The organism is Mucilaginibacter sp. (genome assembly GCF_041663085.1).
Classification (GTDB): Bacteria; Bacteroidota; Bacteroidia; order Sphingobacteriales; family Sphingobacteriaceae; genus Mucilaginibacter.
In genome coordinates this window covers 53,715-65,363 of record NZ_JBAZRC010000007.1, presented here as the reverse complement: position 1 = coordinate 65,363, position 11,649 = coordinate 53,715, and the positions used below count along the sequence as shown (strand labels likewise).

Sequence of the window (11,649 nt, the reverse complement as noted above, 5' to 3'; positions counted from 1 at the left end):
GTGATTTTAATATATCTGTTGCCAATATATTAAAATCACTTCCGGTAAGGTCGGCATGCAGTATACCTTGCTGCGCTTCCGCCGGGAACATCTCCTTCATCGGAGATTCTTTTACCGGCATCAGGTTAAGCTCTCCGCCTAATACGCTTTGGTAAAAGGTCATGGCTTCGCTGCATTGGTTATTTTTGAAATTGATGTATGCGCTAATTTTTAACATGACTTTAGTTTTTCTATGGTTTATAATTGGTTAAGTAAGTATCTCGCAGTAATGTCCGTTCAATTTAAGCAATTCGATGATCCGGTGCGCGCAAAAGTCTTTCCCTTCTACCCGCAGTATCCTATCGCAATCTTCCAGGTCGAAGTTTATTTTGCTGGCCGGAAACTGCTCCAAAAGCTTTTTGATAAGCGCCTGCGATCTTACTTTCCCCCGAACATTTGTCTTAAAAACCTCGATCATCATAAATAAATGTGTTGATGCATTACAAAGGTGCGGTGCTTTGGTATATTTAGAAGGGTGTAATTACGACAATCTAAGGGGTTGATTGCGACGGTGATACCATCTACCTTTGAAACTATGAAACACATATCAATCCTTATACCGCAGGGCGAAACCAGCCTGAGCAACATAGAGGCAACTTATAAGATGTTTTCTATGGTGAACCAAACGCTTGACAGGATGAAGAAAGCGCCGCTGTTTAAAATACAGCTGGTGGGTTTAAATAAAGAAACGGCCTTAACAAACGGGCTGTTTACTATTAAGCCTGATATGACCTATGAAGAGGTTGCTAAAACCGACCTGATAATCATCCCCGCGGTGCATGGCGATATTAATAAGGTATTGCGCGATAACAACGATTTTATACCCTGGATAATAAAACAATATAAAACAGGTGCCGAAGTTGTTTCGCTTTGCATAGGCGCCTTTATTTTGGCCTCTACCGGTCTGCTAAAGGGCCGCAGCTGCACCACACACTGGCTGATGGCCGATGACTTCCGCAAAATGTTCCCCGAGGTAAACCTGATGCCCTACAAGATCATTACCGACGAGGGGGGCATTTACACCAGCGGCGGCGCGTATTCATCGCTCAACCTGCTTTTGTACCTGGTAGAGAAATTCGCGGGCAGGGATATGGCCATCAACTCATCAAAAATATTCGAGATAGATATTGAACGCAACAGCCAGTCGCTGTTTATCATCTTCCACGGGCAAAAAGACCACGAGGACGAGGTGATCAAAAAAGCACAGGACTTTATTGAAAATAACTATCGCGACAAAATAACGGTTGATCACCTGGCTGATCTGTTTGCCATCAGCCGCAGGCACCTTGAGCGCCGCTTTAAAAAAGCTACCTCAAACACTGTTGTTGAGTATATGCAGCGCGTACGCATAGAAGCCGCCAAAATGAGCCTGGAAACCATCCGCGAGAACGTGAACGAGGTGATGTACAACGTTGGTTATACCGATACCAAAGCCTTTAGGATGATATTTAAAAAAATAACCGGCCTATCACCTGTTGAATACAGGAACAAGTATAATAAGGACAAGGCGGCGTAACAAAGTATATTCAAAGTGTTCACGTTCACTGCCGTGAACGCCGCCAATTATCATGAACGATTGATAATCAAATATTTGATTTTTAGACAAGTCTAAAAATCACGCGAGTGCTAATACAATGTTTATGAAAAATATAAGATCGTTAATTTTAAGTTTAACATTACTCCTTATGACAAGCAATCTATCTGAAGCCCAAACCATGGGCAAATATGCCAATGTTAACGGCATAAAAATGTATTACGAGGTACATGGCACCGGCAGTCCGTTGGTTTTAATTCATGGCGGCGGCTCTACTATTAAAACAAACTTTAGCCGTATTATGCCCGAGTTTGCTAAAACGCATAAAGTTATTGCTGTTGAACTGCAGGCCCACGGCCACAGCGGCGACCGCGATGCCCCAGAAAGTTTTATACAGGATGCCGACGATGTTGCGGAACTACTAAAACAGCTTAACATACCTAAAGCCGACTTTTTAGGCTTTAGCAATGGTGGCCAAACCTGTATTGAGCTTGGTTTACGCCACGCGGATAAATTACGTAAATTGATTATTGCTTCCGCTTTTTACAGTCGTGATGCCGCCCCCGAAACGTTCTGGAACGGCTTTGAAACGCCCGATTTCACCCACATGCCACAGATCTATAAAGATGAATACCTGAAGATTGGCACCAAAGAAGGTTTAATGAATATGTTTAATAAGGACGCGCAACGCATGTACACTTTTAAAGGCTGGACGGATGAGCAGATCCGTTCTATCCAGGCACCGGCCCTTGTTGTAATTGGCGATCAGGATCTGGCCACACCAGAGCATGCAGCAAAAATGGCGCGCCTGTTCCAGCATGGGCGCTTAGCAATTTTGCCCGGCACACACGGCAGTTACATAGGCGAGGCATACAACCCCAAACCCGAAAGTAAAATACCTGATCTGTTTGTAACGATGGTGAATGAATTTTTGGCGGAATAGCCGGTAAATATAAATGACATAACATCTGAATTATTCATACTTTCATTTTATGAATAAAATACTGGCATGCCTGCTGCTAATTATCTTTTCTGTAAAATGCTTTGCTCAAACACCCAACCGTGTGTTATATGTAGTTGATGGTATACCAGTTGTTGACGAACCCAAAGAAGATGAACAGCCAAGGAGTGATGAAATTGATTGGGTTAAAGTAGTAACAAACCCCGACAGCATAAAACAGGCCGGTTATGGTGGTAAGCTTGATAAGATAATTTATCTTAACACCAAAGCATATTCGCAACGCACAGATGCAGTAAAATCAATCCCATCAACAAAAACGATGACGCGTAAAAATGGCCTGTGGCATTTAAAAGATGCCTTTACACCATATTCGGGCCCATTTATAGATTATTTTATGAATGGCAGGAAACAAGGTGAAGGTGTTTTAAAGAATGGTATAATAGATGGCATCAGAACAATGTATTATCCAAATGGAAACACCCGATACTTTTACACCTATGCCAATGGGGTTGAAAACGGCGCGTCTGAAGAGTATTTTATTAATGGAAAGCTCAAGCAAAAAGGAAGTTTTGTTGATAAAAAACAAGTGGGATTATGGCAGGTATTTTATTCCACCGGAAAGCTAAAAGGAGAATCTTCTTTTATTAATAATAAACAGAGCGTATCAAAAGAAGAAGAAAAGTTTTATGCCTTAATGAATAAGGGCTTAAGCCTGATGCAGGAAGAAGATTATGCCGCTGTTATTAAAAAATTGGATGCTGCCGAAAAAATTAAACAAAGTTATGCCGACCTCTATTTTTACCGGGGTACCGCTAAATTAGACCTGTTTAATTTTGATGACGCTATTTTAGATCTGGATAAAGCAATTGCAATTGAGCCGCTATATATGGAAGCCATTGCAAACAGGGCTTTTACGCGTTTAAGGAAATATCAGTTTAAAGATAGCCGCACTTTAAGCAAAACAAAAGAAGTTACCGTTTTAGCCGCTAAAGATAACGTACCGATACCTAAGGATGATTTAGATAAAATATGTGCCGATTTAAATTTAGCATATACCCTGGGCGATACCAAACCCATGATATTGGATGCGATGAAAGAATATTGTAAATAACGCTATTCTTTATCCGGATCTTGCGGTTCAAGAAATTCCGAATCCTCTAATTCATCTTTTTTAAAGGCGTCTTCATCCTTACGGTTGCGTATAACGAGCCAGATCACTAAAGCCAGTGCCAGCACTATTACAATTACTATTTCTAACGTGTTAATTTGCATATAGTTACAACTACAATGAACGTGCCCGAAAAGGGGATTTAACAAAAAAATAATATTTAAAATTTGTTAAACCCCTGCTGACATACTGCTGTCATTCGCCCGTGCTTTCTTTGTATCATAAACTTAAAACAATAAGCCATGACAAACACAACAGCAACAGCAAACACCCCGGTAATAACCTCACAGGATTTTTTAAAAAACTGGCAGGCGCACCGTGCATTAAGCCGCAGGGTTTTAGCTGCCTTCCCCGAAAAAGAGCTTTTTGAATTTTCAATAGGCGGTATGCGCCCCTATAATGTTTTGGTTGGCGAGATGACAGGACTGGCCAGCGCCGGCATGAACGGTATTGTTACCGGCAAATGGGAAACCACACCGGCGCTTGATCATTTTAACCACGAGATTAACCTTACCACAAAAGCCGAATTATTAGAAGCCTGGGACGAGGTAACCGAGCAAATAGATGTTTTATGGCCGCAAATACCCGCCGAACGTTTCCAGGAAACAGAGGCCGCCTTTGGCCAATACCCAAACACCATTATCAACACCCTGCAGTATCTTTTTGATAACGAGATACATCACCGCGGGCAAGGTTACGTTTACCTGCGCGCCCTGGGTATTGAGCCACCTGCATTCTGGGATCGGTTTTAATCCCCCACTATTGTCAGCCTGAAGCCTGTCGAAGACTTAGCAGCCTTGCTAATGGTTCGACGGGCTTATTTAGTTATGACAACTAATTTGGCCAACAACACTATATTGCGCCAAATATCTTCGCCATGAATTTGCACCCCCGTATCCAAACTATAGCCCCAAAGAAGTTGATTGGCAACCAGGTAACCATGAGCTTTGCCGATAATAAAACCCGCGAACTATGGCAAGGTTTTATGCCCCACCGTAACAAAATAATAAATAAGCTCAATACCGACCTGATATGTATGCAGGTATATGACGATAATTTAAGCTTCAATAATTTTACCCCCAATACCACATTCCAAAAATGGGCCGCAGCAGAGGTAGCTGATATTACCGACATACCACCAGGCATGCAATCCTTTACCCTTCCCGGCGGCACATATGCCGTTTTTGATTACAAAGGCGCTGCAAGCGCATTTGCCCCAACTTTCAGGTGTATATTTTACGAATGGCTGCCGCAATCGGGCTATGAACTTGACAGCCGCCCTCATTTTGAAATTTTAGGCGCTAAATATAAAAATGAAGACCCCGAATCGGAAGAAGAGATATGGGTACCATTAAAGGCTAAACCTTCTGATTGAGTAAAAATTTCAACTGCGTTAATATTTTTATTACAGCTAAAATCACCCTTTTTGCATGTGTTTTGTTTTGGTAGATTAGTTGCACTAAACCAATCACCAATACAATGGATATTAAACAAGAAATGGAGGCGCTGCTTGCTCTCCAGAAAGCGCAGCCCGGCAATCGCCCGCTGCTTATGGGCGATAAGGATACCGATATTTTTCAATCCGTATTAAACGATTTAAAAGACGCCGTTATATCCAAAGTAAAAGCTAAAGCTACCGGCTGGATCATGAACCTTGTAGGCCTTGGCCCCGGCCCCGAACCCAAAGACGAGGTTAAAGAAGCCCTTGAGAAACAATATCAGGAACTAAAAGTAATTGAAAGTAAAATTGACGCGCTAAGCGCCGCACTTAATACCGCGGTAGAGGTTGTTAAAACCGAAATTGATGGCGCCAAATATTTCACAGCGGTACAAGCCCTTAACCCAAGCGCAGCTAATATCGATGCCGCATTTGAACGGCTTAAAATGGCATCGCAATTAGAGGCCGGCGCCGGCAAAAAATCTGAGCTTGATGAACTGGCAAGTTATATCCGCAACAATATCCCCAATGCCTTTATTGCCATCAAAAACAACCTTTTAGGCACATCATCCGGGGGCGAGAACATGACTTCGCTGGGTACGCGCGTGGCATTTAAGGCGGCTAAGTCTTTAAATGAATACGCAGCTATGGCACATACCCAGTTTATGTATTATTACGGCCTGCAGTTGAAGGCCCTTATGCTCATCATCGAGGCTTACCATTATAACGACTCATCGGGCATGGCCTCACAATATTATAACAGCTATGTTGGGCAAATGAATGATGAGGTAAAAATATATATAAATTATGCCCCAAAAATCACCCTTCAAAACTCGTTGCAGCTGGATAGCGACGTAGCTGATATTCTACCAAAAGGCGACCGTGTATATGTGCAGGCCGGGCGGGAAACAGAAAACACAAAATTCATCACCATAAACCCTAAAACCGCGCAAAAAATCAATGAGTTTTCTCCCGATAATGTTCGCCTAAATTCGGTCATGGCCGAGAAGGATGGTTTCACTTATACTGCCTCATTGGCTAAAGATGATTCGGCTCGCTGGGATTTCATCAAAATCAGGTTAGGCGATGCACCGTCAGAGGTGGGCCGTTTATCGTGGGGACCTCCGGGGAGTGGTTATTTCAGGATGGGGATACTGTTAGGTTACGATATTGATGGCGATTATTTGTACGCAATGTTTATGGCGCTTGGTGTACCCGGTTTTACCATTAAGGTAATAAACCTAAACACATTTGCTTTTGAAAGCGATATCGTGTTTACTAATGAGCTACAAGGCATAGGTAGTTCGGTAGGCAACGGTATTAAAGTTAAAAACGGCAAAATATACACCACAGGTACTTTCAATAACGAAAAAGGCTTTACCGTTAAAGTAATTGATATCAGCACCAAAACCTTTGTACAAAGCGTAAGCGCCGCGCCTACCAGCGGTAACGGCACAAAATCGCCCCTTGTTATAAAGGATAACCTGATGTATTTTGTATGTGGCGATACCCAGTTAAGGATATTTGATATCTCTACCGATACCCCAACAAAACTATACCAGCAATATTATACCTTTTACATGAAAAATATTATTGTTGATGGTAACCTGATCTATATAACAACAGATAGCAATATGCGGGATACACGCGGCGTATTAGTGGTATTTTATATAGGCCCTAACCTGGCTTTATCACAACTTTCTATGCAGATAGGTAATGGAACCAGTGCTTTGCGTATTGATAAAAACTATTTATATGCCGGTGCCGGCGGTGGCGAAAAAACACTGTATATAATGAGTTATTTAGCTAACCCGAATGCTTTAATCATTCCGGTAACGCCTTCGTTAGCTGGTAGTTTGCCGGAATAAGGCTACAATACAAAAGGCCTTGAACAGAACTGTTTAAGGCCTTTTATAGTATATTTAAACTTAAATTACTCTTTAATCCATTTGCTTTTAAAGCCCAGGCGTTTTAACCCTTTTTGTATATCGGGGTTTTTCATCAGCAGTTTCCAGATCAGGCCACTACGATAGTTCTCTATCATTACTACTATTGGCCCCTGGTCAATAGCCAGGTGTGTTTTTGCGTACCAATTATGCGATTCGCTAAAGCCATCGGCAAAACCATATGGGCCCCAGATCTTATCGCCCAGATCGTAATAAAAATGCTTAAGCGCCTGCATAGAATACTGTGGCGTATATGGAAAAGATGACAAAGCCGCTGTAGGCTGTATCACGCCATAATCCACCTCGGGGCAATGGGCTACATACCCTTTGTAACTATCGCCCGCGGTTAAGCCCCAGCAGTTTTCGCCGTAACCTTTGTAATGTTTCGGGTTTTCAATACAGTAAGCCCTGTTTATAAGCGTGTGGTTTTTTGTTTGAACGGCATAATCAATATTATGGTCGTCAGTCAAGCCATTAGGGTCAATCCCCATATAGGTGTATTGCTCAAAAAACAAAGGCCCGCCTTTATCAAATTTGCCCAATGGCAACTCATAACCATAATAGGTTTGGCCGTTTTTCCAGCTGCTGCTTTTTACCCAGCTGTTTTCGTAAAGTTCTTTTGAGATGGGGTGTGTTGGCGACGATGCCGACATGATGTAGGTGATCAATGCCTCATCATATCCAAACACAGGGAAGTTCATCTGGAAATCGTTATTAGGGCTCCAGTGCCAGTACAGGTTCTTATTATCGCCGTTGCTATGCCAGTTCCAGTTGGCGGCATCCCACATTTGCTGCACACGCTTCTGAAAATATTTCTCTTTAATTGTGCTACCGTTAAAGTATCCTTTAGCGCCTAACAAGCCCATCAGCAGGTATGATGTTTCTACAATATCTGCCCCGTCATCAATCCTGTCGAACGCGATGGTTTTACCCGTTGCGCCGTTCATAAAATGTGGGTATATGCCATGATAGCAATCAGCTTTAATTAAAAAGTCCACTATTTTAATGAGGCGGTTCAGTGCCGTATCACGCCCAATCCACCCACGGTTAACGGCAACAACTGTACTTAATATGCCCATACCCGTCCCACCAATGGCACAGGCTTCGGGGCCAAATGTGCCTTTGCTTAGGTTAGGCTCATCATAAGCCTCGTTTATATAATCCCAGTAGTATTGTGCTTTAGCCGTATTGTCGCGTTCTCTTGCCAGGCCGCTAACGGGATGGGCATAATGCCAGAAAAAACGGAAGGTTTGCCTTTGCACAATATCAAGCAAAGCCGAGTCGCTGATGTTTTTGATGATGCCAACCGGCGCTATTGAAGTTTTTTCGACAGGTGTAACGGCTTTCTTTTTTTGTGCGATTGCGCAAAAAACCAATAGCAGCCCTGCAAGTGTGCAGCCGATCTTCCTTTTCATAAGCAATAAATTTTTAGATACTCCGATTGTAATTGGTTATCTAATGTAGTACTTTCTAAATTGATAAGAAAAGGGATTGTATCTTATGATCAAGCTATATCCTGAAACGTCCACACCAAAATGCGATTTGTTTTTTGGCCCTGCGACATGTTGATGGTTTTTACTTCCTTCGCACCCAGATAATCCAGCGATTTGTAGCAGCCGGGCAGCGTTGTTTTTTGCGAGATCAATGACGAGAACCATTTGCACGACCTGGCGAACTCTTTGCTTTCGCTCATCATTTTATTCAGGAAACGGGGTTCGCCACCTTCGCACCAAAGCTCGTTATTGCGGCCGCCAAAATTTAGTTCGGTGCCTTTATCCTGCCCCAGGTTTTTCCACTTGCGGCTCGATTTTTCCTTCACCTCTTTTGATGATGAATGAAACGGCGGGTTACACATCGTTATATCAAACTTTTCGCCGGGTTTTATGATCCCTTCAAAAATATTTGCATAAGATGTTTGCCTGCGGATATCTATAGCGCCAGTAAGGTTGTTATCATCTACTATTTTTTTGGCTGCTGCTACCGCAATATAATCAGCCTCGCTGCCAACAAAATTCCAGCCGTAGGCTTTATGGCCAATAAGCGGGTAAATGCAGTTAGCACCAACACCAACATCTAATACTTTAACGCTATTACCCGTAGGCACAACGCCGTTATTCCCTTCGGCTAAAACATCGGCTATGTAATGGATATAATCGGCCCTGCCGGGAATTGGCGGGCATAAAAAACCTTCGGGGATATCCCATTGCGCTATACCGTAATGCAGTTTTAGCAATGCTTTGTTAAGCGTTTTCACCGCTTCGGGGTCGGTAAAGTTGATGGATAGCTCGTCGCGTTCGTTTTGTACAACAAATTCGCGAAGCGCCGGCAATGCCTTTATCAACAACTGGAAATCATACCGCCCCCGGTGCAAATTGCGCGGGTGCAGGTTTGTTTTTTCTTCGCTGCTGTTTTGTGTCTGATCTGCCATTACAGGATGCTTTTTAAATCCGCAGGCGAATAATTGATAGATTTTAAGGTTTTGTTATCGTTAGTACGGTAAACCAAAAACAAAGCATCTTCTTCTTTATAATGGGCTTCGCTGCCATCTCTTTGTTTGTAATGCGCAATGGTGTCGTTTGCTTCCTCAACGGTTTTGCAGGCCTTGCTCATGTTTGAGCGGTGCACCTCATCAAACAGTTCCTTAAACTTTTCGCCAAGTCCAAATTCAAGTATGGCGCCGGCTAAAACATATTGTATATCGCAAAGGGCGTCGGCAATTTCTACCAGGTTATTATCATCAATGGCTTCCTGCAGCTCTCTCACTTCTTCGGCCAGTAATGACACCCTTAAGGCGCTTCTTTCTTTTGACGGGATAGCAGGTTTATCAACTACCGGATGTTTAAACGTTTTATGAAACTCAGCTACCTGGTTTAATGCTCTTGGTTCTTCCATGTTATATTAAAAATGTATTGCTGTAAAATTATGGTATTTAATTCTATTTGTATCTTTCGGGATAATTTTAAACTATGAAAACCCCTGCTGCCGCAAAACAGATCTTAACTATTGCCTTCGCCCTTCTTTTAAATGCCTTTTCGTTTGCATCAGCCAAAAGTCCCGAAGTGCGCGACATTAACATAGCCGGATTGATATTTAATTCTGAAACCCTCAGCCCAATCGACTCGGCTACCATCTATGATAGCGGGAACAATATACTGGGCACCACCGACAAAAACGGTTATTTTAAAGTCACTATCAGTTACAATAAACCGGGCGAGATCTATTTTGGACTAAGGATAGTAAAGCATGGTTTTCAAAAATTCATCCGGCGCGAACATTGGGGAAACCTATCGGGCAAGATCAGCTCTATCATGTATTTTGGGTTGAATGGTTCCGCCGCTAAAGCATTCTCATCATCACCTAATAGTATTGCTAATAGCAACGACCTTAGTTATGATAACGTATTGCGCAACTTTGATAAAGTAAAGGAAGAGAAAACCTTTAACGATAAACTTGCCAAAGCCAAAGCCGATAATCAGGACGTATTTATACAGATAGACAACCAGTTTTATTTGGTTAACAACACCGGTTGGATAAAGCTAACCTCTGAAACCGACCTGGTAGCTATCGACAAAAAAAATACAGTTGCAGCAAATAAACTGAACACCGTTATAAAACGCAATAGCGTTAAATGGATGACCCCGGTAAGCGGCAAAGCCGAAAAATTTGCGCTTTATACCAGATAGAGATCGGCCTGTATCGTTTGCAGTTATTGAGCTTGCAACCCTTTTCAAAAAATTGCCGTCTTAAACGTTAATACCAAAACTTTAAAACTGCATGAAACAAAACGACTATCCGGCTGAAGCAATAGCTAAATTTAATACAGGCAAAAAAACTGCCTCCTGGCTGCTTGTAGCAATTGTGTTATTCTGCGCATTAAACATTCGTGATATTGCAAAACTGGTTGGCGTAAAAATACCGGGTTTCCCAATCCCTTACGGTGGTGCCATTGTAGATAATTTAAGCGCGGTTTTATTTACAATTTTAGCTGCAATTATACTCATCCCACGCCCTAATGGTAGTGTGGTTAAAGCATTGGGGGTTACCTGGAATGGCTTTAAGGGGCCGTTACTTACCCTTGTTGCCACCATCCCCTGCTGGATCGGCCTGGCCTTACAAGGCCCCCTTGTAAAAGATATTTCCCTGCTGGATATTTTGATGCTGGCTATCGTATTCCCCTTTGCCGAAGAATTGGTGTTTCGCGGATTTGGGTCTTTGTTTACACGCCGCGCATTGGGCTGGCATTGGGCGCCGGCCATACTGCTGCAGGCTATTGCATTTGGATGGATCCATTGGCTTTCGGCAGGCGGCGATACAAGCGGAATTGCCCTGCAGGTTTTGGGGATTACCTTTTTGGGCGCTGTAGTATTTGTGATATTAGATGCCATGGATGGTTATACCATCTGGAGCGGTTTTATATTTCATGCGTCGCTAAATGCCGCATGGACCATGTTTTCAGTTTCAGATACCGCCGCAACCGGCTGGATTGGTAATTCCATCAGGGTTGGGAGCGCCATTTTAGCCATATTGCTGCTATGGTATTTTAATCAAAAGAAAAAGTAAAAA

General features: G+C 42.7%; 13 protein-coding genes and 1 pseudogene. 8 read left to right on the top strand and 6 right to left on the bottom strand.

Annotated features, from left to right (window positions below):
* Both WC615_RS03740 and WC615_RS03735 read right to left on the bottom strand, forming a co-directional pair.
* Positions 1-217, bottom strand: a pseudogene (locus tag WC615_RS03740) (VOC family protein); the annotation flags it as partial.
* Positions 218-247: 30 nt separating this feature from the next.
* Positions 248-460, bottom strand: coding sequence for a hypothetical protein (locus WC615_RS03735; protein WP_372976799.1), 213 nt, complete (start codon positions 458-460; stop codon positions 248-250).
* A gap of 114 nt (positions 461-574) precedes the next feature.
* On the opposite strand from WC615_RS03735, the gene WC615_RS03730 reads away from it, so the two are divergent.
* The 3 genes from WC615_RS03730 (at position 575) to WC615_RS03720 (ending at position 3,645) form a co-directional block, all read left to right on the top strand.
* Positions 575-1,555 (top strand): GlxA family transcriptional regulator, encoded by a 981-nt coding sequence (locus tag WC615_RS03730; RefSeq protein ID WP_372976798.1) that lies wholly within the window; start codon positions 575-577, stop codon positions 1,553-1,555.
* 169 nt (positions 1,556-1,724) lie between these two features.
* Complete coding sequence (locus tag WC615_RS03725; RefSeq protein WP_372976797.1) at positions 1,725-2,516, top strand: alpha/beta fold hydrolase; 792 nt, start codon at positions 1,725-1,727, stop codon at positions 2,514-2,516.
* 49 nt (positions 2,517-2,565) lie between these two features.
* On the top strand, positions 2,566-3,645 hold the full coding sequence (locus tag WC615_RS03720) for a hypothetical protein (protein ID WP_372976796.1): 1,080 nt from the start codon (positions 2,566-2,568) through the stop codon (positions 3,643-3,645).
* 2 nt (positions 3,646-3,647) lie between these two features.
* Here the strand turns inward: WC615_RS03720 and WC615_RS03715 are convergent, their stop codons facing one another.
* The gene (locus WC615_RS03715; RefSeq protein WP_372976795.1) at positions 3,648-3,806 is read right to left on the bottom strand and encodes a hypothetical protein; all 159 of its coding nucleotides are present in this window, start codon (positions 3,804-3,806) and stop codon (positions 3,648-3,650) included.
* A 138-nt stretch (positions 3,807-3,944) separates the two neighbouring features.
* On the opposite strand from WC615_RS03715, the gene WC615_RS03710 reads away from it, so the two are divergent.
* The 3 genes from WC615_RS03710 (at position 3,945) to WC615_RS03700 (ending at position 7,008) form a co-directional block, all read left to right on the top strand.
* A complete protein-coding gene (locus WC615_RS03710) occupies positions 3,945-4,454 on the top strand; it encodes a DinB family protein (protein WP_372976794.1) in 510 nt (169 codons plus the stop codon).
* A gap of 125 nt (positions 4,455-4,579) precedes the next feature.
* Positions 4,580-5,077, top strand: coding sequence for a GyrI-like domain-containing protein (locus WC615_RS03705; protein WP_372976793.1), 498 nt, complete (start codon positions 4,580-4,582; stop codon positions 5,075-5,077).
* Positions 5,078-5,181: 104 nt separating this feature from the next.
* A complete protein-coding gene (locus WC615_RS03700; RefSeq protein ID WP_372976792.1) occupies positions 5,182-7,008 on the top strand; it encodes a hypothetical protein in 1,827 nt (608 codons plus the stop codon).
* Positions 7,009-7,073: 65 nt separating this feature from the next.
* Here the strand turns inward: WC615_RS03700 and WC615_RS03695 are convergent, their stop codons facing one another.
* From WC615_RS03695 to WC615_RS03685, 3 genes are all read right to left on the bottom strand, one after another.
* The gene (locus WC615_RS03695; RefSeq protein ID WP_372976791.1) at positions 7,074-8,501 is read right to left on the bottom strand and encodes a glucoamylase family protein; all 1,428 of its coding nucleotides are present in this window, start codon (positions 8,499-8,501) and stop codon (positions 7,074-7,076) included.
* 89 nt (positions 8,502-8,590) lie between these two features.
* Positions 8,591-9,514 carry a 23S rRNA (adenine(1618)-N(6))-methyltransferase RlmF gene (gene rlmF, locus WC615_RS03690; protein WP_372976790.1) on the bottom strand — a complete coding sequence of 308 codons (924 nt, stop codon included), beginning with the start codon at positions 9,512-9,514 and terminating at the stop codon, positions 8,591-8,593.
* Positions 9,514-9,978, bottom strand: coding sequence for a hypothetical protein (locus tag WC615_RS03685; protein WP_372976789.1), 465 nt, complete (start codon positions 9,976-9,978; stop codon positions 9,514-9,516). Before WC615_RS03685 ends, rlmF begins: the two co-directional genes overlap by 1 nt.
* A gap of 74 nt (positions 9,979-10,052) precedes the next feature.
* Between WC615_RS03685 and WC615_RS03680 the strand changes: the two genes are divergently transcribed.
* Positions 10,053-10,769 carry a hypothetical protein gene (locus WC615_RS03680; protein ID WP_372976788.1) on the top strand — a complete coding sequence of 239 codons (717 nt, stop codon included), beginning with the start codon at positions 10,053-10,055 and terminating at the stop codon, positions 10,767-10,769.
* Between the two features lie 91 nt (positions 10,770-10,860).
* Positions 10,861-11,646, top strand: a complete 786-nt coding sequence (locus tag WC615_RS03675; RefSeq protein WP_372976787.1) for a type II CAAX prenyl endopeptidase Rce1 family protein — start codon at positions 10,861-10,863, stop codon at positions 11,644-11,646.
* Positions 11,647-11,649 lie beyond the last annotated feature (3 nt).